Source organism: Pseudonocardia parietis (genome assembly GCF_017876315.1).
GTDB lineage: Bacteria > Actinomycetota > Actinomycetes > Mycobacteriales > Pseudonocardiaceae > Pseudonocardia > Pseudonocardia parietis.
In genome coordinates, this window is record NZ_JAGINU010000001.1 from 4,645,587 (window position 1) to 4,670,053 (window position 24,467).

The 24,467-nt window shown below is 72.8% G+C and carries 19 protein-coding genes; 6 read left to right on the top strand and 13 right to left on the bottom strand.

What is annotated here, in order from left to right; all coding sequences use genetic code 11:
- The first annotated feature begins 91 nt into the window (after positions 1-91).
- Positions 92-2,368, top strand: a complete 2,277-nt coding sequence (locus JOF36_RS21955) for an HNH endonuclease signature motif containing protein (protein WP_210030307.1) — start codon at positions 92-94, stop codon at positions 2,366-2,368.
- Between the two features lie 239 nt (positions 2,369-2,607).
- Here the strand turns inward: JOF36_RS21955 and JOF36_RS40295 are convergent, their stop codons facing one another.
- The 10 genes from JOF36_RS40295 to JOF36_RS22000 all read right to left on the bottom strand — a co-directional run bounded on the left by JOF36_RS40295 (position 2,608) and on the right by JOF36_RS22000 (position 13,736).
- A complete protein-coding gene (locus JOF36_RS40295) occupies positions 2,608-2,739 on the bottom strand; it encodes a hypothetical protein (RefSeq protein WP_281071654.1) in 132 nt (43 codons plus the stop codon).
- Positions 2,736-2,879, bottom strand: coding sequence for a hypothetical protein (locus tag JOF36_RS21960; protein ID WP_210030309.1), 144 nt, complete (start codon positions 2,877-2,879; stop codon positions 2,736-2,738). The genes JOF36_RS40295 and JOF36_RS21960 overlap by 4 nt, the downstream gene beginning before the upstream one ends.
- 222 nt (positions 2,880-3,101) lie before the next feature.
- Positions 3,102-4,352 carry an electron transfer flavoprotein subunit alpha/FixB family protein gene (locus JOF36_RS40300; protein ID WP_210030315.1) on the bottom strand — a complete coding sequence of 417 codons (1,251 nt, stop codon included), beginning with the start codon at positions 4,350-4,352 and terminating at the stop codon, positions 3,102-3,104.
- Between the two features lie 3 nt (positions 4,353-4,355).
- Positions 4,356-5,171, bottom strand: a complete 816-nt coding sequence (locus JOF36_RS21970; RefSeq protein ID WP_210030317.1) for an electron transfer flavoprotein subunit beta/FixA family protein — start codon at positions 5,169-5,171, stop codon at positions 4,356-4,358.
- Positions 5,168-7,684 (bottom strand): GcvT family protein, encoded by a 2,517-nt coding sequence (locus tag JOF36_RS21975; RefSeq protein WP_210030319.1) that lies wholly within the window; start codon positions 7,682-7,684, stop codon positions 5,168-5,170. The genes JOF36_RS21970 and JOF36_RS21975 overlap by 4 nt, the downstream gene beginning before the upstream one ends.
- A 25-nt stretch (positions 7,685-7,709) precedes the next feature.
- The gene (locus JOF36_RS21980; protein ID WP_307862517.1) at positions 7,710-9,404 is read right to left on the bottom strand and encodes a formate--tetrahydrofolate ligase; all 1,695 of its coding nucleotides are present in this window, start codon (positions 9,402-9,404) and stop codon (positions 7,710-7,712) included.
- A gap of 32 nt (positions 9,405-9,436) precedes the next feature.
- Positions 9,437-10,288, bottom strand: coding sequence for a methylenetetrahydrofolate reductase (locus tag JOF36_RS21985; RefSeq protein WP_210030324.1), 852 nt, complete (start codon positions 10,286-10,288; stop codon positions 9,437-9,439).
- A gap of 5 nt (positions 10,289-10,293) precedes the next feature.
- Positions 10,294-11,502 carry a glycine cleavage T C-terminal barrel domain-containing protein gene (locus JOF36_RS21990; protein ID WP_210030326.1) on the bottom strand — a complete coding sequence of 403 codons (1,209 nt, stop codon included), beginning with the start codon at positions 11,500-11,502 and terminating at the stop codon, positions 10,294-10,296.
- 137 nt (positions 11,503-11,639) lie between these two features.
- Positions 11,640-12,254, bottom strand: a complete 615-nt coding sequence (gene pdxT, locus JOF36_RS21995) for a pyridoxal 5'-phosphate synthase glutaminase subunit PdxT (RefSeq protein ID WP_210030328.1) — start codon at positions 12,252-12,254, stop codon at positions 11,640-11,642.
- A 75-nt stretch (positions 12,255-12,329) separates the two neighbouring features.
- Positions 12,330-13,736, bottom strand: a complete 1,407-nt coding sequence (locus tag JOF36_RS22000; RefSeq protein ID WP_210030331.1) for an NAD-dependent malic enzyme — start codon at positions 13,734-13,736, stop codon at positions 12,330-12,332.
- A 121-nt stretch (positions 13,737-13,857) separates the two neighbouring features.
- On the opposite strand from JOF36_RS22000, the gene JOF36_RS22005 reads away from it, so the two are divergent.
- Entirely contained in the window at positions 13,858-15,987 is a 2,130-nt protein-coding gene (locus JOF36_RS22005; protein ID WP_210030339.1) for an elongation factor G, read from the top strand.
- A 51-nt stretch (positions 15,988-16,038) separates the two neighbouring features.
- On the opposite strand, the gene JOF36_RS22010 is transcribed toward JOF36_RS22005, so the two are convergent.
- Both JOF36_RS22010 and JOF36_RS22015 read right to left on the bottom strand, forming a co-directional pair.
- Positions 16,039-17,304 (bottom strand): DUF4032 domain-containing protein, encoded by a 1,266-nt coding sequence (locus tag JOF36_RS22010; protein WP_210030341.1) that lies wholly within the window; start codon positions 17,302-17,304, stop codon positions 16,039-16,041.
- A complete protein-coding gene (locus tag JOF36_RS22015; protein ID WP_210030349.1) occupies positions 17,304-18,335 on the bottom strand; it encodes a LacI family DNA-binding transcriptional regulator in 1,032 nt (343 codons plus the stop codon). The genes JOF36_RS22010 and JOF36_RS22015 overlap by 1 nt, the downstream gene beginning before the upstream one ends.
- 252 nt (positions 18,336-18,587) lie before the next feature.
- On the opposite strand from JOF36_RS22015, the gene JOF36_RS22020 reads away from it, so the two are divergent.
- The 4 genes from JOF36_RS22020 to JOF36_RS22035 are packed head-to-tail and all read left to right on the top strand — an operon-like array spanning position 18,588 to position 22,957.
- Positions 18,588-19,883: an extracellular solute-binding protein gene (locus JOF36_RS22020; RefSeq protein ID WP_210030351.1), complete on the top strand. Its 1,296-nt coding sequence runs from the start codon at positions 18,588-18,590 to the stop codon at positions 19,881-19,883.
- A complete protein-coding gene (locus JOF36_RS39335) occupies positions 19,880-20,845 on the top strand; it encodes a carbohydrate ABC transporter permease (RefSeq protein ID WP_210030353.1) in 966 nt (321 codons plus the stop codon). The genes JOF36_RS22020 and JOF36_RS39335 overlap by 4 nt, the downstream gene beginning before the upstream one ends.
- Positions 20,845-21,678 (top strand): carbohydrate ABC transporter permease, encoded by an 834-nt coding sequence (locus JOF36_RS22030; protein WP_210030355.1) that lies wholly within the window; start codon positions 20,845-20,847, stop codon positions 21,676-21,678. Before JOF36_RS39335 ends, JOF36_RS22030 begins: the two co-directional genes overlap by 1 nt.
- A gap of 37 nt (positions 21,679-21,715) precedes the next feature.
- A complete protein-coding gene (locus tag JOF36_RS22035) occupies positions 21,716-22,957 on the top strand; it encodes an ABC transporter ATP-binding protein (RefSeq protein ID WP_210030358.1) in 1,242 nt (413 codons plus the stop codon).
- Positions 22,958-22,961: 4 nt separating this feature from the next.
- Here the strand turns inward: JOF36_RS22035 and JOF36_RS22040 are convergent, their stop codons facing one another.
- Positions 22,962-24,422, bottom strand: coding sequence for a DUF2867 domain-containing protein (locus JOF36_RS22040; protein ID WP_210030362.1), 1,461 nt, complete (start codon positions 24,420-24,422; stop codon positions 22,962-22,964).
- Positions 24,423-24,467: the final 45 nt, after the last annotated feature.

Here is a 24,467-nt window from a genome sequence, read left to right on the forward strand (position 1 = left end):
ATCGCGCCGGACGGAACGGTGCCCGAAACAGTTCTCCGCAGCGTGCCGCCGGAGACCCGAAACTGTCGGACCTCGAATGTATGTTCGTCTCATGTCGGCGACAGGGACTCCCGAAGGCCTGGCGGATACCCCGCCGGGCCCGGCCCTGTGCGCATTGCTCGCCGGCCTGACCCCGGACCGGCTCCCGAACGACGACGTCGTCGATGCACTACAGGCCTGGCGGCGGCTGCGGTCCTATGCCGATGCCCATGAGCTGGCGATGATGGCCGAGGTGGGGCGCTGCGATCCGCGCGCCCCGTCGGGTGCAGCGGTCCGCCTGGTGGAGCCGGACCCCGAGTGCGGCCGGGAGATCGCCGCCGCGCTCACCCTGACCGAGCTCACGGCCTGGCGCGAGCACGCGTTGGCCGAGATGCTGGTGCACCGCCTCCCGGACGTGCACGCCGCCCTGGCCTGCGGGGACATCGACCGCGGTAAGGCCCGGGTGTTCGCCGATCTACTCGAGCCGCTCAACGACGCGCAGGCCGAACGCGTCTGCGCCGCGCTGTTGCCCACGGCGCCGGGCCTGACGACCGGCCAGCTCCGCGCCCGCATGCAACGCATGGTGATCGCGATCGACCCGGACGCCGCCCAGCGCCGCTATCGCAAGGCGCTGAGTGAACGGCGCGTGGTCTGCTATCTCGACGACACCGGCACTGCCACCCTTTCCGCGATCGGGCTGGACCCGGGCGCGGCCCAGGCCGCCTGCGAACGCCTCGACGCCCTGGCCCGCGACGTGCGTGCAGCCGGGCACCCGGATCCGCTGCCGCGCATCCGTGCCGATCTGGCCACCGCCCTGCTCGACGGCAGTGTCCACGCCCTGAGCCACGACCAGATCATCGCCACGATGCTCGCCCGCGCCGCCGAGGCCGACGACCGGCCGGAAGGCGAGAGCGAGGGCGGCAACACCAGCCACCGCAATGGCGACGGTGCCAGTATCGAGGTCGCTCGCCGTACCGCCGGGGGCCATGACGACGGTGGCAGCGGTGATGGTCGTGGCACCGGCGCTACCGGTGACGGCGCACCCGGTGACGGTGGCGCCGGTGACAGCGGGCTCGGTGGCGGTGGCTCGCACGGTGATGCTGAGGCCGGCGGTCCCAGTACCGACGACCTCCACAACGACGGCAGCGACCCCGGCACCGATGACTCCGGTACCGATGGCCCGGGCGGCGACGACCTCGATACTGATGACCCGTGCGGTGAGCGCTCCGGTACCGACGACCCGGCCGGTGCGGACTCCGGCACGGATGACCCGGGCGGTGCGGACTCCGGCACCGATAGCCCGGGCGGTGCGGACTCCGCTACCGATGGCCCGGGTGGCGATGACCCCGGCACCGACGACCCGGGCGGCAACGGGCGCGACACCGACGGACCTGGCGGCCCCGACGGCCCGGACAACAACGGGCCGCAGAACCCCGACAGCGGCCCCGCCGGTTCCGCTGGCCCCGATGGTGGTCGTGGCGCGGAAAGGGCCCGGCCCGGCATCGAGATCCGGGTACGGCTGTCCACCCTGCTGGGCCACGACGACCACCCCGGCGAGATCCCCGGGCTCGGCCCCATCCTCGCCCCCACCGCCCGCGCCTGGACGGCCCGTCTACGCCACGCCGAATGGCGCTTCGCGATCACCGACCCCGACGGCTACCTGATCCTGGCCGGCACCACCCGCCGGCGCCCACCCCGGCAGCCCGAGCATCCACTGATCCGCCAGGCCCACGGTGGCGTCGTCGAACTCCAGGTCCCCGCCGAGCTCCTCGAACGACTCGCCGTGCACCCGCCGGCCGGGTGGGCCCCGTTGATCGCCGACCTGACCACCCAGTACGCCCAACGCGACCAGCTCCACACCGACCTCGACGAGCACCCGGACAACCGGTTGCCGCACTCGGCGCTGCGCCGCCACGTCGAGATCCGCGACCGCACATGTGCTTTCCCGGGGTGCCGCCGCTCGGCCCACAAAGCCCAGCAGGACCACACCGAGGAACATCAGCACGGCGGCCCGAGTGTGACCGACAATCTGGGCCCATTGTGCATCCTGCACCATGCGATCAAGACCACCGGGCGCTGGCGCCTGGAACAGCCCGCACCCGGGTCCTTCCGATGGCAGAGCCCACTGAAGCGGATCTACTGCACCCGCGGCGAACCCGTATGCCCACCCGTGCCCGAACCGCTACCCGAGCCCGTCAGCCCGGAACCGGCGCCCGCACCCCGGAGCCGGGTCCAACGCGAAGCCGACGCCCTTCCCACCTATCCCACCGCACCCGATGCGGCGACCGTGCCGGTCCCCAGCAGCCCGACGACCAGCCGCGCCCCACCCGACGACGAGCCACCGTTTTGAGAGCGAGGTATCGGGACCCGGTCGAGACGCGACCGGGTCCGGGTACCGGCTGCTCGGCTCACGGCATCGATTCGGACGCCCGTGCGGAAGCGGTGCCGGGTAGCGGGAAGCACTCGGCTCGGCTCGGCCGAGACTGCGCTGTGCCATGCCCGTACACCCGCACGAGTGCGACGGGCCCGACGCCTCCACGGTCCGGCGGCGGGTAGGTCCCGCACATGCGCGTGTCGCTGCATGTTGGTCTACAACTTCCGCAGCCGGGCCCGGTAGGCGGCGGTCATGTCCGGGCCGGCCACATCCGGACCGGGCGGGTCGTCGTCCCAGAGCTGGTTGGTGATGATCTGGTGCAGAGCGAGGTGCAGCCGGGGTTTCACGCCCTCCACCCGCTCGTCCGACGTCGGTCGTCGAGCACGGTTCGGCACTCCGGGTGTTCGGCGACGGTCAGCAGCTCGCGCTCGTCGGCCAGGTCGGACACGGCCGACGGGTCGATCCCGTCGAGGTAGCGCGTCGCCATGTCGGCGTCGGCCCGTCCCCGGCATCCACCTCGTCTGCGGACCGGTCGGATTACAGCTTCCGAGCCGGTCCGGGCCTGTCCGCCTTCCGCCGCGCCTGCCGGGTGTTTCCCGGCGACCTCCTTCCGCCGGCCCTGACCGGACCCGTACCTCCGACCCCGCCGGACCACGACACCGGCAGGCGAGCCGAGCGGCTCACCGCGCCGGCGTGTCGGCCGTGGGCGTCACCGAACTCCGCGGGTGGTCCCCGCCGGCATCGGCCGCACGGGGTGGGCCTCCGTTTCCGGCCCGGCCTCCGTCGGGCGGGATTCCAGTGGCTGCGCTCCCGCTGGCTGCGTTTTCGGAGGCTGCGACCCCGGTGGCTGCGCTCCCGCTGGCTGCTGCGGTCCCGACGGCTCCGAGACAAGCGACTCCGAGGCAGGCGACTCCGTGGCAGGCGACTCCGAAGCAAGCAGCTCCGAGGCAGGCAGCTCCGAGGCAGGCAGCTCCGAGGCAGGCGGCTTCGAAGCTCCAGCCGAGCGCGCCCGCAGCGCGTCGATCACCGCGGGCAGCACCTCGTGCAGGTCACCGAGCACGGCATAGGTCGAGCGGGTGACCATCGGCGCCTCGGGGTCCGTGTTGATCGCGAGGATGGTGCGCGCGTTCATGCAGCCGACCCAGTGCTGGGTCGCGCCACTGATCCCGCAGGCGATGTACAGGTCCGGGGCGATCTGCGTGCCGGTCAGGCCGACCTGGTCGCTGTGCGGACGCCACCCGTTGTTGGTGGCCACCCGCGAGCAGCCCACGGCGCCACCGAGCAGCTGCGCCAGCTCGTCCAGGGCGGCGTAGCCCTCCGCGCTGCCGACACCACGCCCGCCGGAGACGACGATCGGTGCGGTGGCCAGCGAGACGCCGCCCGAGCTCGGCACCCGCTCGACCACCCGGGTGCGGGCCAGCCCGGGATCCAGCTCCGGAATGAACTCGACGACGTCCGGGTCACCGACGACCGGCGGCGGCCGCTGTCCCGACGCCGCGCCGGGCGCGACGGTCGCGAGCACGACCGGTGCGGTCAGCTCGGCGTCCTCGAGCAGCATCCCGCCGCCGCGGACCCGGGTCAGTGACCACGGCTCGCCCGGCGTCAGCGCCACGCAACGGGTGGCCAGCGGCAGCCCGGCACGCGCGGCGGTCTGGGCCAGCACCTCGTCACCCCGCTCGGTCGCCGCGGCCAGCAGCGCGGACGGCCTCGTCCGCGCGACGAGCTGGGCCAAGCTCTCGCCGAGTGCCTCCGGTGCGTGGTCGCCGAGCAGATCGTGGCGGATCACGTGCACGCGCTCCACGCCGAGCCCGGCGGGCACGGTCCCGACCGTGACCGCGTGGACCGGCAGGCCGGTGCCGTATGCGACGGCGAGCAGGTCGTCGGTACCCGGACCCGGCACGCCGTCGCCGGCGGTGTCCTTACAGGTATCGAGACAGGTGTCGATCAGGACCAGCAGCACGGTTCACACCACCCCGATACGCGTCAACATCTCCACCACCGCCGGTGCGGCCGCCGCCCCGCTGCCGAGCACGACGGTCTCCGGCCGCTCCTCGCGCGGTCGCCGCAACGCCACCGTGCGCAACCCGCCGGGCAACGACTGCTGCCCGGCCACGGTGCGCAGTGCTGCCTTGCGGGCCCGCATCCGCCCGGTGATCGTCGGGTACCGCGGCAGGTTGATGCCCTCCTTCACCGCGACCGCGGCGGGCAGCGGCACCCGGTAGATCTCGACGCCGCCGGGTGTCTCGCGGCGCAGCGCGAGGCCCGGATCGTCGCCGGTGGCGTCGTCCTCGATGCCCTTGATCCCGGTGACCATCGGCAGCCCGAGCGCGCAGGCGACCCGGATCCCGACCTGGGCGTTCCCGGCGACGGCGGAGTCGGTGCCGAACAGCAGCAGGTCGTAGCGAGTCCCCTCGGCGGCCCGGATCCCGGCCAGGATCGACGCCGCCGTCGACTCCGGGTCGAGCTCCTCGGTCGGGACCTCGACCAGCACACCGTCGTCGGCGCCCATGGAGATCGCGTACCGGAGCTGCTCGGCGGCCTCCGGTGGCCCGACGGTCAGGACGGTGACGCGTGCGGTGCCGCCGGCGTCGCGGCGTCGTCCGGCGATCCGGACGGCCTCCTCGACCGCACACTCCTCGTGCGGGCCCATCGTGAACCCGAGATGGTGGGTGTCGATGGCCAGCCGGTCGTCGGTGAGCGTGATCTGCGCCCCGACCGCCGGGGTGCGCTTCACACATACCAGGACGTCGCGGCGGTCCGGCTCCTCGTCGGTGCTCATCGCCGCATCCGGGTGTCGTCCGGGTCGAACAGCGGGGTGCGGCCGGCGCGCGCGACCGTGACCGGGTGGTCGTGACCCATGTAGCGGACGGCCAGCCGGGTCCCCTCCTCGGCGCGTTCCGGCGGCAGGTAGGCCATCAGCAGGTGGCGGCCCAGCGACGGGGCCGCGCCGGCCGTCGTCACCACCGAGGGGCGCCCCTTGCGGTCGACGATCCGGGCGCCATCCAGGGTGATCACCGGCTCGCCACCCTGCGGGACACGGCGCGTCCCGTCGGCGCCGGCGTGGTCGTCGACGACCAGGGTGCACAGCGTCGCGGCGGGTGCCTGCTCCCGGGCGCGCAGATAGGCCGCCTTCCCGACGAAGTCGTGCGGCTTCACCCGCGGCAGCGCGAGCCCGGCCTCGACCGGGTCGTGCTCGGAGTCCAGCTCGGCGCCCATCAGCCGGTAGCCCTTCTCCAGCCGGCCGGTCGTGCCGTACACGCCGATCCCGGCCGGGACGACGCCGAGCGGGCGCCCCGCCGCCCACAGCGCGTCCCACAGCCTGCGCCCCTGCTCGAACGGCGCGTGCAGCTCCCAGCCCAGGTCACCGACGTAGGACACGCGCAGCGCGAGCACCGGCACCCCGTCGATCGTGATCGGGCGGGCGTGGCCGAAGGGGAAGCCGTCGGCCGACACGTCGTCGGTGGTGACGGCGGCGAGCAGGTCGCGCGCCCGCGGCCCCCAGACGCCCACGGTGCACACCGCCGAGGTCACCTCGGTCAGCACAGCCGTGCCGCCGGCGGGCAGGTGCTCGGTGAACCAGGCCAGGTCACGCGGCCCGTCGGCGGCGCCGGTGATCACCCGGAACCGGTCGTCGGCGAGCCGCACGATCGTCAGGTCGGAACGGAAGCCGCCGTTCGGCGCCAGTACCGGCGTGTAGATCATCCGCCCCACGGGCCGGTCGACGTTCGCCACCACGAGACCCTGCAGGTACTCGCAGGCTCCCGGGCCGGTCACCTCGAACTGGGTGAACGCGGAGAGGTCGATCATCGCGACCCGCTCGCGCATCGCCAGGTGCTCGGCATCGATGATCGGCGACCACCAGCGGGCGTCCCACTCGTGCGGCCGCTGCCCCACCCGGTCGCCGAACTCGTCGAGCAGCCCCCGGTTGGACTCGTACCACTGTGGACGCTCCCAGCCCCCGACCTCGAAGAACACCGCACCCAGGTCGACCTCGGCGGCGTGGAACGGCGAGAGCCGCCGGTCCCGGTCGGAGCTCCACTGCTCGCGGGGGTGCACGATCCCGTAGATCTTGTTGAACCCCTCCGAGGTGCGGGCCCGCACGTGCGCGGGCGTGCGCTGGTGCGGGCCGAACCGGGCGATGTCGGCGCCGTGCAGATCGATCTCGGCGACCCCGTCGGTCATCCACTGGGCGAGCACCCGACCCACCCCGGGCCCCTCCTTGATCCACACCGCGGCCGCCGACCACAGTCCGCCCACCTCGGGGACCGGCCCGAGCAGCGGGGCACCGTCCGGGGTGAGCGAGAGCAGCCCGTTGATCGCGTGCCGGATCCCGGCGCCGGGCCGGGAGAGGATCTCGCCGAACAGCTCGAGGGCCTGCTCGAGCTGCGGGTCGAAGTCCTCCTCGGTGAAGGGCAGCTGGGTGGGCGAGAGCGCCGCGGTCGCGAGCGACGGGATGTCGCCGGGCTCGTGCAGGATCGGCCGGTGGGCGTACGAGCCGATCTCCAGGTCGGGCCCGGACTGGCGCTCGTACATCAACGCGTCCATGTCGCGGACGATCGGGTAGGCGATCTCGGTGCGGGTCCGTTCCAGCTCCGGGATCGGCCCGACGTCGATCATCTGGTGCACCGCGGGGGTGAGCGGGATGTGCGCCCCGGCCATCCGCGCGATCCGCGGGCTCCACACCCCGCACGCCACGACGACGGTGCCGGTCTCGATGTCGCCGGCGTCGGTACGTACCCGGGTCACGTGCCCGGCGTCGGTGTCGATGCCCAGCACCTCGGTGTTCGCACACACCGTCAGCGCGCCGAGCTCCTGGGCCCGCTCACGCATCAGCGCCCCGGTCCGCAGCGGGTCCACCACCGCCACCGACGGCGTCCAGAACCCGCGCAGCACCAGCGAGGGATCGAGGAACGGCACCCGCCGGGCGACCTCGTCCCGCGAGATCAGCTCGGCGGCGACACCCCACGCCAGGGCCGACGACATCCGCCGGTCCAGCTCGTCGACCCGCTCGGGCGTGCGGGCGATCTCGATCCCGCCGCAGGTGGTGAGCGTGCCGAACTTCTCGTACTGGCGCATCGAGTCCAGCGTCAGCGCGGTGATCTCCTGCGAGTGGTCGACCGGGAAGATGAAGTTCGACGCGTGCCCGGTGGAGCCGCCCGGATCGGGCAACGGCCCCTTGTCCAGCAACACGATCCCGCGCAGGCCGCGCTCGGCGAGGTGGTGCGCCAGCGAGTTGCCGACGATGCCGGCGCCGATCACCACGACGTCGGCCCGGTCCGGTGGTGTGGTCATGGCGATCCTCCTACGACTCCTGAGATCAGGACAGGCCGACGATCTCGCCGTCGGGTCCGATGTCGATGTGCTCGGCGGCCGGGGACGACGACAGACCCGGCATCGTGCGCATGTCGCCGCAGATCAGGTAGACGAACCCGGCGCCGGCCGAGACCCGCACCTCCCGGACCGGCAGCCGCCAGCCGGTGGGTGCCCCGGGCCGCGTCGGGTCGGCGGTCAGCGACAGGTGGGTCTTGGCGATGCACACCGGGAGGCCGCCGAAACCCTGCCGCTCGCAGGCCTCGAGCTGACGGCGCGCGAGCGGGCTGGGGTCGACCCCGTCGGCGCCGTACATCTCCCGCGCCACCGTGTCGATCTTGTCCAGCAGCGGCAGGTCGTCGGGGTAGAGCGGGTGGAACGCCGCCGTGCCGTCCTCGCACGCCTCCTCGACCGCCGTCGCCAGGTCGGCGGCGCCGATCCCGCCCTTGGCGACGTGCTGGGTGACCGCCGCACGCACGCCCTCCTGGGCCGCGATCTCCAGGACGGCCCGCAGCTCGCTGTCGTAGTCGCCGGGGAACGCGTTGACCGCGACCACCGGCGGCACCCCGTGGGCCCGGATGTTCGCCAGCTGCCGGCGCAGGTTCGCCGCCCCGGCGAGCACGTCGTCGGGATTCTCCCGGGCCATCGCTTCGGGCAGCGGCCGCCCGGCAACGACCCGGTACCGGCCGGAGTGCGCCTTCAGCGCGCGCACCGTCGCGACGACGACGGCCGCGTCCGGCACCAGCCCGGACGACCGGCACTTGATGTTGAAGAACCGCTCGGCGCCCATGTCCGCGCCGAACCCGGCCTCGGTGACCAGGTAGTCGCCGCACCGGATGCCGATCAGGTCCGCGACCACCGACGAGTTCCCGTGCGCGATGTTGCCGAACGGTCCGCAGTGCACGAACGCCGGCGTGTTCTCGGTGGTCTGCATCAGGTTCGGCTTGATCGCCTCGCGCAGCAGCACGCACATCGCCCCCGCCGCCTTCAGTGCCTCGGCGGTGACCGGGGCGCCGTCGCGGTCGGTGCCGACGACGATCCGGCCGAGCCGCGCGCGCAGGTCGGGCAACGATGTGCACAGTGCGAGCACCGCCATCACCTCGCTGGCCGCGGTGATGTCGAACCCGGTCTCACGCGGGATGCCGTCGGCGTGGCCGCCGAGGCCGGTGACGATCCGGCGCAGGTCGCGGTCGCACAGGTCCAGCACCCGGCGCCAGGTGATCGAGTACGGGTCCAGACCGGACGCGTTGCCCTTGTGCATGTGGTTGTCCAGCATCGCGGACAGCAGGTTGTGCGCCGCGGTGACGGCGTGTAGATCGCCGGTGAGGTGCAGGTTCACCGTCTCCATCGGGACGATCTGCGAGTAGCCGCCCCCGGCGGCTCCGCCCTTGATGCCGAGCGTCGGCCCCATGGACGGCTGCCGGACGGCGATCACCCCGCGCCGTCCGATGTGCCGGAACGCCTGGCCGAGCCCGACCGTGGTCGTGGTCTTGCCTTCGCCGAGCGGCGTCGGGGTGATCGCGGAGACCACGACGTAGCGGCCCGGCGGCCGGTCGGCGAGATCGTCGACGGCGTCGAGCGAGACCTTGGCGGCGGTGTGCCCGTAGGGCTCCAGCCGGTGCGGCGCGAGCCCCGCCTCGGCCGCGATCTCCGGCAGCGGCCGCAACCTGGCCTGCCGGGACAGTTCGATATCGGACGACACGACCCACCCCCTCGTGGTGTCGCCGCCGCGGGTCAGGCGGCCGTGCGACGTCGCGCCTGCTGCACCCATCGCAGCGTGGCGTCGATCTGGTTGAACGTGTAGACGTGCAGGCCCTCCACAGCGCAGCGGCCCGCCGCGACGTGCGCGCCGAGCCGGCGCACCAGCCCGTCCGGCCGGTAGCCGTTCGGGCGCAACAGTTTTCCGGCGATCGAGCGGTGCGAGCGCAGGAACCGCGCGGAGTCACCGACGCCGACCCGCACGCTCATCCGGAGCAGCCGCCCGATGTCCACCGCTCCCGGGACCCCGGCGACGACCGGCAGCGTGACCCCCCGTGCCCGGGCCCGCGTGGCGAACCCGCAGACCGCGTCGGCGTCGAAGCAGAGCTGGGTGACCGTGTAGGTCGCGTGGCGTTGCTTGTCGCGCAACGCCGCCCAGAGGACGTCGTCGGCGATCAGCGGATGTCCCTCCGGATAGGACGGCACCCCCACGCTGGTCATCCGGTGCCCCAGCTCGGCCATCGCACGCAGCAGCGTGAGCCCGTCCGGGAACTCGCCCGCCGGTTCCCGGGCGTCACCCGCGACCACGAACACGTCCCGCACGCCTGCGGCGTCGAGCCGCTCCAGCGTCGCGGCGAGTGCGGCGCGGTCGGTGACCTGGCGGGCAGCCAGGTGGGGCACCGCGCGGAAACCACTGTGGGACAACGCTTCGGTCAGCGCGAGGGTGGCCTCGGGGCCGAGGCGTGGTGACGCCGTCACCGTCACCGTCGACCCCGGCGGCAGGGCGACCGCCCGGTCGAGCGTCCCGGGTAGCGGGAGCAGCTCGAACCGGGGGCCGGTGAGCAACCGCGCGGTGGCGCCGCGGCGGCCAGAAGTCGGTCCGCCCATCGTGCTCAGCCCTTCGGGGTCTCCTTGGACGGGTCCACGAACGGCTTCGGCACGACGACGGCCCGCCGCACACCACCCGGCAGACGCACGTCCAGTTCGGTGCCGAGGCCGGCCAGATCCACCGGCAGCATCGCCAACCCGATGTTGCGCTCCAGCCGGGGCGAATAGCAGGCGCTGGTCACCCGGCCCACCGCGGCGCCGCCGTGCTCGACCGGGAACGGCTCGATCATGGAACCGTCGTTGAAGGACCCGAGCCGGGCGCCGTCGATCTCGACACCGGCCAGCTGCCGGGTCACGCCCTCGGCCTTGATCCTGGTCAGCGCCTGCTTGCCGACGAAGTCCGCCTCCTGGTCGAGGTCGACCATCCAGCGGTAGTCGTAGCCGACCTCCAGCGGGTTCGTGTCGAGGGTGATGTCGCAGCCGTAGGCGAGCATCCCGCCCTCGATCCGGCGGATGTGGCACGGGCCGATCGTCCGCATGCCGTGCGGGCGCCCGGCCTCCCAGACGCGGTCCCACAGCGCACCGGCGTTGCGGGTGGCGTCGTGCAGGTAGATCTCGTAGCCGATCTCTCCGGTGTAGCCGGTGCGGCTCACCACCACGTCCATGCCGTCCACTGTGTACGAACGCATCCCGTAGTACGGGATATCGAGCACGCCGTCGCCGAACAGGTCGGTCAGCACCGGTTTGGCCAGCGGCCCCTGGATCTGGACCGGCGCCACGTCGACCTCGCGGATCGTGACGTCCCAGCCGCCGGCGTGGGCCAGACCCATCGCCCACAGCCGGGCGTCACTGTCCGCGAGCGAGAGCCAGAAGCGGTTGTCCTCCAGGCGGAGCAGGACCGGGTCGTTGATGATCCCGCCGTCCGGGGCCGTCATGAACACGTACTTGCACTTACCCACCGGGCAGGTGGTCAGGTCGCGCGGCACCAGGTAGTTGGTGAAGTCGAACGCGGCCGGGCCGGAGATCTCCAGCTGCCGCTCCACGCCGACGTCCCACAGGGTCACGGCGTTCAGGAGTGCGTGGTACTCCGCGATCGGATCACCGTAGTGACGCGGGTGGTAGGTGTGGTTGTAGACGCTGTACATCGCCACGCCGTGGGCGCGTGACTTCCAGAAGTACGGCGAGGTGCGCAACCGGCTGTAGAGCAGGATCCCCGGCGCGTCAGCGGTCCCGATCCCTGGCGACGACGATTGTGGATCAAGCACGTCCGTCATACGGATCGCCTCGTTCATCCAGATCGAAGGGAATCAGAGAGTTGCGTATTACGCACTCGTTCTGAAGAGGCGCAACAAGTGTGCGCAGGCGTCAGAGCGGGCGTCAAGAGTCGATTCGCCCGGATCGCACCCCTGTGTCAGGAAGTGCGCACCATGTCCACGAACAGGTCGTGCACCCGGCCGTCGCCGGTCAGCTCGGGATGGAACGAGGTGGCCAGCACCGCCCCCTGGCGGATCGCGACCGGCCGGCCCGCGGCCGCCCCCGCGACGTCCACATGGGGCACCGAGGCGAGGACCTCGACCTCGCCCCCGGTCTTCTCCACCCACGGCGCCCGGATGAACACCGCGTGCACCGGGCCGCCGGGGAGACCGTCGAACTCCAGGTCCGTCTCGAACGAGTCGGCCTGGCGGCCGAACGCGTTGCGCCGCACGACCACGTCCAGGCCGCCGAGCTGGTGCTGGTCCGGGCGGCCGTCGAGGATCTCCTCGGCCAGCAGGATCATCCCGGCGCACGAGCCGTACGCCGGCATCCCGGCGCGCAGCCGCGCCCGCAACGGCTCCAGCAGCTCGAACACGTCGAGCAGCTTCGACATCGTGGTCGACTCCCCGCCGGGCAGCACGATCGCGTCCACGGCGTCGAGTTCGGACGTGCGGCGCACCGGGACGGCCGTCGCGCCGGCCGCGGTCAGCGCGGCGAGGTGCTCACGGACGTTGCCCTGCAGGGCCAGCACACCGACGGTCGGGGAGGTCATGGGGTCGAGGGTAGTACGGCCCCACCTGCGGTAACCGGCGCTGCGGGCGTGAGCCGGGGCACCCGCGACACCCGCTCAGCCGGCCGCGACCTCGCCCGTGCGCGCCTGCTTCCCCGCGGCCGTACGCACCGCCTCGGCGACGGCGGGCGCCACGTTGTGGTCGAACACGCTCGGCACGATGAACGACGGGTTCGGCTCGGCGACGACGTTCGCGATCGCCTCGGCCGCGGCCAGCAGCATCTCGTCGGTGATGTCGTGCGCCTGCGCGTCGAGCAGGCCGCGGAACACCCCCGGGAACGCGAGCACGTTGTTGATCTGGTTCGGGTAGTCGGAACGACCGGTCGCGACGACGGCGGCGTGCTGCATCGCGAGCGTCGGGTCGACCTCCGGATCCGGGTTGGCGAGGGCGAAGACGATCGCGTCGTCCTTCATCGTGGCGAGCTCGTCGGCGCCGAACAGGTTCGGCGCGCTGACCCCGATGAACACGTCCGCACCGACGAGTGCGTCGGCCAGGGTCCCGGTCCGGCCGCCGGGGTTGGTCTTCGCCGCGATCGCGCGCAGGTTGTCGTCCATCCCGTCGCGTCCGGGATGGACGATGCCGTCGACGTCGACCGCGACCACGTCCGCGGTCTCCTCCGAGCCGAGCAGCCGGATGATCGCCGAGCCGGCCGCGCCGACCCCGCAGACGACCACGCGCACGTCGGAGAACTTCTTGCCGACCACCCGCAGCGCGTTGCGCAGCGCCCCGAGCACGACGACGGCGGTGCCGTGCTGGTCGTCGTGGAAGACCGGGATGTCGAGCAGCTCGCGCAGCCGGCGCTCGATCTCGAAGCAGCGCGGCGCGGCGATGTCCTCCAGGTTGACGCCGCCGTAGCCGGGGGCGATCAGCTGCACGGTGCGGATGATCTCCTCGGTGTCCTGGGTGTCCAGGCACACCGGCCAGGCGTCCACGCCGGCGAACTGCTTGAACAGTGCCGCCTTGCCCTCCATCACCGGCATCGCCGCGGCGGCGCCGATGTTGCCCAGCCCGAGCACCGCGGACCCGTCGGTCACGACGGCGACGGTGTTGCGCTTGATGGTCAGCCGGCGCGCGTCGGACGGGTTCTCCGCGATCGCCATCGACACCCGCGCGACACCCGGGGTGTAGGCGCGGGACAGGTCGTCACGGGTGCGGAGGTTGACCTTGGAGTGCACCTCGATCTTGCCGCCTAGGTGGAGCAGGAACGTCCGGTCGGAGACCTTGCGGACCGAGAAGCCGTCGAGGGCCTCGATCGCGACCTTGATCTCCTCGACGTGCTCGGTGTTGCGGGCGTCGACCGAGATGTCGACGACGAGATGCTCGGTCCGCGCCTCGACGACGTCGAAGGCGGTCACGACGCCGCCGACGTGGCCGACGGCGGCCGTCAGGTCACCGGCGGTGCTGGGGCGGGCAGGGGCGTCGACGCGAGCGGTGATGGCATAACCGGGACCTGGAATGGACACGGGGCGGAAGGCTACCGCCGGACGTGTGGTTACCGACGGGTCATCGATGTGACGACCGCCGTCACGTCCGGGGTTGTGATCTTCCCGTCACCGGGTGTGTGATCGAGGTCATACCCTGGAGGTGGTCGGCGTGGCGGTCAAGGCGGGTCGCGCACCGACCGGGACGCCCGTCCACACGGCGGTGACCGACCCGGCCCTGGTGCGCAACGTGGCTCTGGTGGGCCCCTCCGGGGCGGGGAAGACGACGCTCGCGGAGATGTTGCTGGCACGCGCCGGCGCGATCTCCCGGGCCGGCTCGGTCACCGAGGGCAGCACGGTCTGCGACCACGACGCGGCGGCGGTGCGCCAACACCGGTCGGTCGGGCTCACGCTCGCCCCGCTGCGCTGGCGGGACGTGACCGTGAACCTGCTCGACACCCCCGGCTACGGCGACTTCCGCGGCGAGCTGCTGGCCGGGTTCCGCGCGGCCGACGCGGCGCTGTTCGTCCTGCCCGCCTCCGAGGGCCGGGACGGCACCCTCGAACCGGGCACGGTGACACTCTGGGAGGAGTGCGCCGGGATCCCGCGCGCGGTCGTGCTCACCCGCTGCGACAGCGCCCGCGCCGACATCGAGGCGACCGTGGCGGCCTGCCGGGACGCGTTCGGCCCGGGGGTCGTGCCGATCCGGCTGCCGGTGCGCGACGGCGCGGGCGACCTGACCGGCCTGCACGACCTGCTGGCAGTACCGGACGGCACCGGGCCGCCAGGTGCCGACGACGCCCGGTCGGCACTGATCGAGCAGATCATCGAGCAGTCCGAGGACGAGGACCTGCTCGAGCGCTACCTCGGCGGCGAGGACCTGCCCGCGGCCGCGCTGGCCGCCGGGGTGCACACGGCCCTGCTCCGGGGCTCGTTCCACCCGGTCGTCCCGGTGTCCGCCGCAGGCGCCGCCGGCGCCGACGAGCTGCTGGACCTGCTCCTCTCGGCGTTCCCGGCCCCGGCCGAGCGGACCCCGCCGGATCCCGTCGAGCCGTACCCCGCCGAGCCCGGCCCGGCGGCGCTGCGCGCCGACCCGGAGGGCCCGCTGGTCGCCGAGGTCGTGCACACCGGCGCCGACCCCTACGTCGGGCGGATCTGCCTGGTGCGGGTGTTCTCCGGGACGCTGCGCCCGGACAGCGCGGTGCACGTCGGCGGCCCGGTCCCCACAGCGAGGGACGGCGCCGGCGTGGAGGACCCCCGCGACGAGGCACCGCGGGAGAGCGACGAACGGATCGGGCGCATCCACTCCCCGCTCGGTGCCGTGCTGCGCGAGACCGGCGCCTGCGTGGCCGGGGACCTGTGCGCCGTGCCCCGCCTGGAGGCGGCCGTCGGTGACGTCCTCTCCGACCCCGCCCACCCGGTGCACCTCGCCGCCCGGTCCCGCCCCGAACCGCTGCTGCCGATCGCGGTCGCCGCCCGCGACCGCGCCGACGAGGACGCCGTCGCGCGCGGGCTCGCCCGGCTGGTGGCGACCGATCCCGGGCTGCGCCTCGAACGCGACCCGGAGACCCACCAGACCGTGCTCTGGTGTGCGGGTGAGGCACACGCGGACGTCGCGCTGGGCCGGCTGCGCGACTCCGGTGTGGAGGTCGACCTGGAGGAGGTGCGGGTCCCGCTGCGGGTCACCCCGGCCGGGCCGGGGCGGGCCACCGGGCGGCACGTCAAGCAGTCCGGCGGGCACGGGCAGTACGCCGTCTGCCACGTCGAGTTCACACCGGGCGAGCCGGGCTCCGGGTTGGAGTTCAGCTCCGCGGTGGTGGGCGGCGCCGTCCCGACCCAGTACGTGCCGAGCGTCGAGAAGGGGATCCGCGCGCAGCTCGAACGGGGCCTGCCCGCGGCCGAGGGCGAACCGCTGCACCCGGTGGTGGACGTGGTCGCGCGGCTGGTCGACGGGAAGGCGCACAGCGTCGACTCCTCGGACGCCGCGTTCCAGACGGCCGGTGCCCTCGCCGTGCGGGCCGCCGCGCAGGTGTGCGGGCTGCGCCTGCTGGAGCCGGTCGACGAGGTCCGGATCCGGGTCCGCGACGAGCACCTGGGCGCGGTCCTCGGCGACCTGTCCGCGCGGCGCGGGAAGGTGCTGGCCACCGAACCGGACGGCGCCGGGCACACCGACGTGCGGGCCGAGGTGCCGCGGGCGGAGCTGCTGCGCCACGCGGTCGACCTGCGCTCGCTCACCGCGGGCACCGGTTTCGCCGCGCGCTCGTTCGCCCGCTGGTCGGAGCGGCCGCGCTGAGCGCGGTCCGGCTGAGCGCGGTCCGGCTGAGCGCGGTCCGGCTGAGCGCGGTCAGTAGGGTTCGTCGTCGTCGCGGATCCGGGGCAGCGGGCCGGTCGGGCTGTCCGCGACCGCCGTCTTCGCGGCGGAGTCGGTGGGCGCGCTCCCCCCGAGCGCCGCCAGCGCGGCCTCGTTGCCGACATCGCGCCCGGCCCGCTCGGACAGCAGCCAGCGGACCTCGAGCAGGTCGCAGTAGGCCTGCACGGGCGAGCCCGCCCCGCCGAGCACGGCGTGCGCGGTCCGCATCCCCGGCGTGAGGCAGGTGTCGGTCCAGCTGCGGGCCGCGGCCTCGTCCGGCACCTCCGCGCCGGCCCGCCGGGACATCCACGCCCGGTGCGCGCGCAGGTCGCCGAGCAGGATCCGCGCCTGCCCCTCCCCCACCTCCAGCCCGGTCAGCCTGCGGAGCTGGTCGCAGTGGAAGTTCCGGTCGCCGACGGTGACCTGCAGCCGGGCCCGGTCGCCCTCCACCGGTCGCAGCGACACCTCGTCGACGGCGAAGCCGAGCTCGTTCAGCTCGCGGATCGTGCCCTCCACCCGGTACCGGTCACCGAACGCGAAGACCGGCGCGGCGTGCAGCACGTCCCACAGGTCGCGGTAGCGGTCCGGGAGCGCGGTCACCTCGTCGATCAGCTGCGGGATGATCTCCGGAGGGCGTTCGAGCCGGGTCGCGAGATCGATCATCCCGGCGGCGACGTTCTCCACCAGGATCGTCAGGTCGTGCTCGCGCTGGCCGTCCGAGAGCTCGGGGTGGATCTCGCTGGTCTCCGCGTCGACCAGGTAGGCCTGCAGGCTCTGCCCGTCCCGCATGAACAGGGTGTTGGCCAGCGAGCAGTCGCCCCAGAACACGCCGTTGCGGTGCAGGTCGACCAGCAGCGAGATCATCCCGTCGAACAGCCGGGCGCGCTGGAGCGGCCGGTTCGGCGGCAGTCGCATGATCAGCCGCCGGTACTGCCACGAGCCCTGCAGGTAGCGGGTCACCAGCACCGCCGTGTCGTGCTCGGGCTGGCGCACCAGGCCGGCGGGCCGCACGGCGGGCAGGCACTCGTCCTCCAGGTGACGCAGCACGTCGTACTCGCGGCGGGCGATGCGCTCGGGCATGTCCTTGAGCGCCCACAGCTCGCCGTCGGCCTCCACGAACCGCACCAGGTGCCGGCTCGGCCCGACGGCGATGTCGCGCAGCGGCACCTCGGTCGCCTGCCACTCGGCCAGCGGCAGGTCCCACGGCAGGGCGAGCAGTCCGGGGCAGGGCGCGCGCAGGGTCAGTTCGGGCAGGGCCATCACGGTCTCCTGTTCGCGGGGCGGGGGGCCGGCGGCCGGCCGCTGCTGCCCCGGATCACCAGCCGGGTCGGGACCGTGATCACCGGGTCCACCGGCTCGCCCGCCAGACCGGCGAGCACCATCCGGCCGGCCAGGTCGCCCTGCTCACCGACCGGTTGCGCGACGGTGGACAGGTCGGTCGTCGCGGCCAGCGGGTGGTCGTCGATGCCGATCACCGACACGTCCTCGGGCACCCGCAGCCCGGACCGGCGCAGCGTGCGCACCGCACCCAGCGCGATCTCGTCGGAGTGCGCGTAGACCGCGGTCGGCGGGTCGGGCGACCCGAGCAGCTCGCCCATCGCCCGCGCACCGTCCTCCGCGCTCCAGCTCACGGTGACGGTCAGCGCCGGGTCCGGGGTGATGCCGGCGTCGGCCAGCGCCGCCCGGTAGGCCGACGAGCGCCCGGCGGGCTGCGCCAGATCGACCTCCGGGTCCGCCGCCACGATCATCCCGATCCGGCGGTGCCCCAGGTGCACCAGGTGATCCATCGCCTGGCGGCCCGCCGCGTACTCGTCGATCGACACCGACGGGTGCGAGCCGACCCGGGTACCGGCCGCCACGATCCCGACGCCGATCCGGTCCAGCCGCTCGCGCTCCCGCTCGTCGACCCCGAACCCGAGCAGCACGACGGCGTCGGCACGGCGACGGGTCGGCAGCTCGTCGAAGAACGCCTGCCGGGACACGGCGTCGCCGAGCCGATAGAGCAGCAGGTCCCGCCCGGCCTCCCGGAGCACCTCGCTCAGCCCCTCCAGGGCCGCCCCGAACCACCATCGCGCCAGGTGCGGGACGACGACGGCGATCCGCCCGGTCGTCCCGCGGGCCAGCCCCGACGCGTCCGGGGACACCACGTACTCGAGGGCGCGGGCGGCCTCCCACACCCGCTCCCGGGTGGTCCCGGCGACGTGCGGATGGCCGCTGAGCGCGCGCGACGCGGTGGCCTGCGACACGCCGGCGCGGCGCGCCACGTCAGCCAGGTTCACCGGTCCGGACACGGGTCCATGTATGCCGAAGACTGGAAGCGATTGCAAGTAGCAGCGTTACCCGGTCGAGCTGGACCGGCGCCGACCGATCAGCCATGATCGTGCACCGATGGACCGCGACCTGTGACCCTTGACACGATCGTGTCCGGAACGCACAGTCACGTCTGCAAACGCTTCCAACGCCGTTCCGACGGCCGGGGGCGATGCCGGCCCCTGCGGCCCGGTGATACCGGCACTATCGGACACGGGAGTTCGGAGTTGACCATGCGTCGCGCACGGTGGAGAAGGGCGCTGGCCGTCGGGGTGGCCGCCGCGGCACTCGTCGGCCTGGCCGGTTGCGGGGGTGCACCCGCCGGCCCGCCGGTCCTGAACTGGTACATCAACCCCGACGACGGCGGGCAGGCCGAGATCGCCCAGCGCTGCACCGCGGCGTCCGGCGGGGCGTACACGATCTCGGTGTCGACCCTGCCGCGCCAGGCCGGCGAGCAGCGCCAGCAGCTGATCCGTCGCCTCGCCGCGGGCGACTCGTCGATCGACATCATGAGCATCGACCCGCCCTACATCCCGGAGTTCGCCGAGGCCGGCTTCCTCGCCCCGGTGCCCGAGGGTGTGGCACAGCGGACCACCGAGGGCATCGTGAACTCGGCGAAGGAGGGCGCGAGCTGGGACGGCAAGCTGGTGACGGTCCCGTTCTGGGCCAACACCCAGCTGCTCTGGTACCGCAAGTCGCAGGTCGCGGGCACCGGGCTGGACCTGTCGAAGCCGGTGACCTGGGACCAGGTGATCGCCGCCGCGCAGGGCGCCGACTCGACGATCGCCGCACAGGGCATCCGGGCCGAGTCGCTGACCGTGTGGCTGAACGCCCTGGTGGAGTCGGCCGGCGGGGAGATCGTCACCAACCCCTCTCCCGGTGACCCCGAGGGCGTCGAGCTGGGGCTGGACTCACCGGCCGCGACGCGCGCCGCCGAGGTCATGAAGGCCGTCTCCGCGGTCGGCGGGCCCGGCTTCTCGACCGCGTCGGAGGACGAGAACTCCAACGCCTTCCAGGACGGCAGCGCGATGTTCCAGGTGAACTGGCCGTTCATCTGGGGCAAGGTCAACAGCGCGGTCGAGGAGGGCTCCGCGGAGCAGGCCACGGCCGACGACTTCGGCTGGGCGCTCTACCCGCAGGTCACCGCGGGCACCCCGTCGGCGCCGCCGTACGGCGGCATCAACCTCGGCGTCGGCGCCTTCAGCCCGAACGTGGACCTGGCCTACCAGGCCACCGAGTGCATCGTGTCCGAGGAGAACCAGAAGCAGTACTTCCTCACCAACGGCAACGCGGCGGCCAAGCTGTCGGTCTTCACCGACCCCGAGGTGGTGGAGAAGTTCCCGATGGCCCCGGTGATCGCGCAGTCGCTGCAGCAGGCGAAGCCGCGCCCGCAGACCGCGTACTACAGCGAGGTCTCCGAGTCGATCCAGCGCAACTACCACCCCTCGGCCGGCATCGACCCGGCCACCGTCGGTCCCGCGACCGCCGCGCTGATCAAGGCGGTCCTGGCGAAGGAGGAGCTGCTGTGAGCACGACGGCGGTGGAGCCCGGGACCGGGAGCGGCACGACGCCGACCCGGGCCGGCAACGGCGCCAGCGACCGGGCGCGGGCCGAGCAGCGGCTGGGCTGGATGCTCGCCGGCCCGGCCTTCGTGGTCATGCTGCTGGTCACGGCGTACCCGATCGCCCAGGCGGTCTACTACTCGCTGTTCGACTACCGGCTGACCGACCAGGACAACATCTCGTTCATCGGGCTGAACAACTACGCGGTGGTGCTCACCGACCAGATCTGGTGGATCTCGTTCGCCGTCACCGTGTTCATCACCGTGGTCACGGTGGCGGTCGAGCTGGTGCTCGGCTTCGCCCTCGCCCTGGTGATGATGAACGCGCTCCAGGCGATCCGGCCGGTCCTGCGGGCGGCGATCCTCATCCCGTACGCGGTGATCACGGTCGTCTCCGCGTTCGCCTGGCAGTACGCCTTCTCGCTGGACTCCGGGTTCGTCAACGCGTGGTTCGACTGGGTGCCCGGCGTCGCGGCGGACACGGACTGGTTCGGCGGGACGTACTCGTCGCTGTTCGTGATCTGCCTGGCCGAGATCTGGAAGACCACGCCCTTCATCTCGCTGCTGCTGCTCGCCGGGCTCGCCCAGGTACCGGACGTGCTGCAGGAGGCCGCCAAGGTCGACGGCGCCACCTGGTGGCAGCGGATGCGGAAGGTCACGATCCCGAACATGAAGGCCGCGATCATGGTGGCCCTGCTGTTCCGGACCCTGGACGCCTTCCGGGTCTTCGACACGGTGTTCGTGATGACCAACGGCGCGAACAACACCGAGACGGTGTCGTTCCTGGCCTACCGGCAGACGATCGCCCGGGTCGAGATCGGGCTCGGCTCGGCCGTGTCGGTGCTGCTGTTCCTGTCGGTCGTGATCATCTGCGTCGGCTTCATCAAGGGGTTCAAGGTCGACCTGTCCCAGACCCGAGGGGAGAAGTGATGTCCAGCCGCGAGAAGGTCCTCTGGATCGTCGCCGGCATCGCGATCGTGATCTACGCCCTGTTCCCGGTGGGCTGGATCGTGTCGCTGTCGCTGAAGTCGTCGGACGACATCGCGAACGGGCAGTTCCTGCCGACCGCCCTGTCCTGGGAGAACTACGAGCAGATCCTCGTCGGTGACGCCGCCGAGCTGTTCCTGCCCGCGCTGCGCAACTCGTTCGGCATCGTGCTGATCGCGACGTTCATCGCATGCGTCCTGTCGATGTTCGCCGCCTACGCGATCGCCCGGCTGGACTTCTCCGGCAAGAAGCTCATCCTGTCCACCGCGCTCGCGGTGGCGATCTTCCCGGTGATCTCGATCGTGACGCCGCTGTTCAACCTGTGGCGCCAGATCGGGCTCTACGACACCTGGCCCGGCCTGATCATCCCCTACCTGTCGCTGACCCTGCCGCTGTCGATCTGGACGATGTCGGCGTTCTTCCGCGAGATCCCGTGGGAGATGGAGCAGGCCGCGCAGGTCGACGGCGCGACGACCTGGCAGGCGTTCCGGAAGGTGATCGTCCCGCTGGCCACCCCGGGCGTGTTCACCACGGCGATCATCGCCTTCTTCATCGCCTGGAACGACTTCGCCTACGGCATCTCGCTCACCTCGACCAGCGCGTCGCGGCCGGTGCCCGCCGCGCTCGGGCTGTTCTCCGGGGCCTCGCAGTTCGAGTCCCCGAACGGCCCGATCGCGGCCGCCGCGGTGATCGTGACGATCCCGGTCGTCATCCTCGTCCTGATCTTCCAGCGCCGCATCGTCGCCGGGCTGACCAACGGCGCCGTCAAGGGCTGACTTCGTACTTCGCCAGAGAGAAAGGACCCGACCGGCCATGGCGTCGATCGAGATGCGCAACATCGTCAAGAAGTACGGGGACGGCTTCCCGGCCGTGAACGACGTGAGCATGGACATCGCCGACGGCGAGTTCATGATCCTCGTCGGGCCGTCCGGCTGCGGGAAGTCGACCCTGCTGCGGATGATCGTCGGACTGGAGGACATCACCTCCGGCGACATGGTCATCGGTGGCGACCGGGTCAACGACAAGGCGCCGCGCGAGCGCAACCTGTCGATGGTCTTCCAGAACTACGCGCTCTACCCGCACCTGTCGGTCTTCGAGAACATCGCGTTCCCGCTGCGCCTGGCGAAGGCACCCGAGGACGAGGTGAAGCGCAAGGTCACCGAGGCCTCCAACGTGCTCGAGCTCGGCGAGCACCTCGACCGCAGGCCCGCCAACCTCTCCGGCGGCCAGCGCCAGCGGGTCGCGATGGGCCGCGCGATCGTCCGGGACGCCGACGCGTTCCTCTTCGACGAGCCGTTGTCCAACCTGGACGCCAAGCTGCGCGGCCAGATGCGCACCGAGATCTCCCGGCTGCAGCGCAGGCTCGGCATCACCACGGTCTACGTCACCCACGACCAGACCGAGGCGATGACCCTCGGCGACCGGGTCTGCGTGCTGCGCAAGGGCGTCATCCAGCAGGTCGCCTCACCGCGCGAGCTCTACGAACAGCCGGTCAACCTGTTCGTCGCGGGCTTCATCGGGTCGCCCCCGATGAACTTCCTGCCCGCGACCGTCTCCGGAACCACGCTGGCGACCCCGTTCGGTCCGATCGAGCTCGACGCCTCCCGCGCCGACAAGGTCACCGGCAAGGACCTGGTGCTGGTCGGGGTCCGGCCGGAGTACTTCGAGGACGCGTCCCTGGTGGACGAGACGAAGAAGCACGTCGGCACCACGTTCACCGCGCAGGTCGACGTCACCGAGTGGCTGGGGGACTCCCAGTTCGCCTACATCCCCTACGAGGCTCCCGCCGCGGTCGACGCCCAGCTCAAGGAGCTCTCCCGCGAGCTCGACTCCGACCAGCTGCGGACCCAGGCCATCGTGTCGATCGACTCGACCAGCCGGATCAGGGAGGGGCGCGAGGCCGAGTTCTGGCTGGACGCCCGCAAGATCCACGTGTTCGACCCGGAGTCCGGCGACAACCTCACCCGGGACGCCGAGGCCGGCGCGGAGCTGACCCGGATGGCGGCCGAGGACCGCACCGACCAGGTCGCCCAGGCCCGCGGCGAGGCCTCCTGACACCTCACCGGCGGACGAGTTGCCGGTAGCGGGTCTCGGCGACACCGCTGAGGGTCCGGGCCATCACGGCGAACACGAACCGCTGGGCCGGGTACGCGGCCAGCCACGCCAGCCGGCCCGCCAGCCCGTGCGGTGCGAACCGCAGGGTCTGGGTGTAGCGGCTGGTCAGGCGTCCGGTGGGGTGGATCCGCAGCTCCAGGTGTACGACGCCGGGCAGCCGGGCCTCGGCGCGCAGCAGCAGCCGGGTCCCGGGCTCGACGGCCTCGACCACCCAGCGGTCCAGCGGCTCCCCCGCGACGAGGCGGGGCGGTCCGGTGGAATGCCTGCGCGGCAGGTGTCCCGGCCCGCCGGCGAGGACGTCGAGGAACCCGGTCAGCGTCGCCGTCCCGGGGACGGTGTACCAGCCGTGCTCGCCGCCGAGGGTCTCGATCACCGACCAGACGGCGCGGGGCGGGGCGTCGACGTCGTGGGCGTCGGTCGTCTCCCACTCGACCGGACCGCTGCCGGGGGCGTCCGAACTGCCGGGCCCGGCGTCGCCGGCACCGTCCAGCGCGCGGCGGACGGCCGCCCGGTAGGGCGTGTGCCCGCCGGGCGGTGGGCCGATCAGGGCGTCGAGCGCCGCTACGTCGGCGGGGTCGGCGACCAGCTCGTGCCGCATCGACTCGACGAGCGGCCCGGCGAGCCCGCGCCCGACCGGCGTGAGCGCCGCGACCGCGCGGGCGGTCAGCCGTGGCGCGGACAGCGGAACCGGCAGCGGGAACGGCCGGAGCAGACCGGCTTCGGCGCCGTACTCGCTCATCAGGGACCGGTAGGTGTGGACGTCGGGTCCTCCGATGTCGAACGCCCGGTTCGTCCCGTCCGGCAGGTCGAGGCAGCCGGTGAGCGCGTGCAGGACGTCGTCGACGGCGACCGGCTGGATCCGGTTCCACGCCCGGTCCGGCAGCGGCAGCACCGGCGGGCCGCCCATGGTGAGCTCGGTGAGGTGGCGGATCATCTCGAAGCTCGCCGAACCGGTGCCGACGACGATCCCGGCCCGCAGCACGACGGCCGGGACCGGCCCCGCGAGCAGGACGTCGCCGACCTCGCGGCGCGAGCGCAGGTGCCCGGAGACCGGCCGGCCGTCGTCGCCGGGTTGCAGTCCGCCCAGGTAGACGATCCGCTGGACCCCGGTCGCCGCGGCGCCACCGGCCAGGGCATGCGCGGCGGCGCGGTCCCGGTCCGCGTAGCCGGGCCCGTCCATGGCGTGCACGAGGTGGACGACGGCCTCGGCACCGTCGCACGCGCGGGTCACGGCCGCCCGGTCCTGCGCGTCGCCGGGTACGACCTCGACCCGGTCTGCCCAGGGGTGGTCCGCCACCCCGGCCGGGGTGCGGGCCAGGACGCGGACCTCGTGGCCGGCGTCGAGCAGGCGGGGCACCAGCCGCGATCCGATGTAGCCGGTCGCGCCGACGACGAGGACGTGCATGGTCCCGATCCTCGCCGCAGCGGCCCCGTGGCGCTCGGTGGGATC

Bases quoted from the DNA above. Each gene is read 5' to 3' on its own strand.
- JOF36_RS21955 (WP_210030307.1), top strand. From the start codon at position 92: ATGTCGGCGACAGGGACTCCCGAAGGCCTGGCGGATACCCCGCCGGGC.
- JOF36_RS21960 (WP_210030309.1), bottom strand. From the start codon at position 2,879: ATGGCGACGCGCTACCTCGACGGGATCGACCCGTCGGCCGTGTCCGAC.
- JOF36_RS21970 (WP_210030317.1), bottom strand. From the start codon at position 5,171: ATGAGCACCGACGAGGAGCCGGACCGCCGCGACGTCCTGGTATGTGTG.
- JOF36_RS21975 (WP_210030319.1), bottom strand. From the start codon at position 7,684: ATGACCACACCACCGGACCGGGCCGACGTCGTGGTGATCGGCGCCGGC.
- JOF36_RS21985 (WP_210030324.1), bottom strand. From the start codon at position 10,288: ATGGGCGGACCGACTTCTGGCCGCCGCGGCGCCACCGCGCGGTTGCTC.
- JOF36_RS21990 (WP_210030326.1), bottom strand. From the start codon at position 11,502: ATGACGGACGTGCTTGATCCACAATCGTCGTCGCCAGGGATCGGGACC.
- pdxT (WP_210030328.1), bottom strand. From the start codon at position 12,254: ATGACCTCCCCGACCGTCGGTGTGCTGGCCCTGCAGGGCAACGTCCGT.
- JOF36_RS22010 (WP_210030341.1), bottom strand. From the start codon at position 17,304: ATGGCCCTGCCCGAACTGACCCTGCGCGCGCCCTGCCCCGGACTGCTC.
- JOF36_RS22020 (WP_210030351.1), top strand. From the start codon at position 18,588: ATGCGTCGCGCACGGTGGAGAAGGGCGCTGGCCGTCGGGGTGGCCGCC.
- JOF36_RS22030 (WP_210030355.1), top strand. From the start codon at position 20,845: ATGTCCAGCCGCGAGAAGGTCCTCTGGATCGTCGCCGGCATCGCGATC.
- JOF36_RS22035 (WP_210030358.1), top strand. From the start codon at position 21,716: ATGGCGTCGATCGAGATGCGCAACATCGTCAAGAAGTACGGGGACGGC.
- JOF36_RS22040 (WP_210030362.1), bottom strand. From the start codon at position 24,422: ATGCACGTCCTCGTCGTCGGCGCGACCGGCTACATCGGATCGCGGCTG.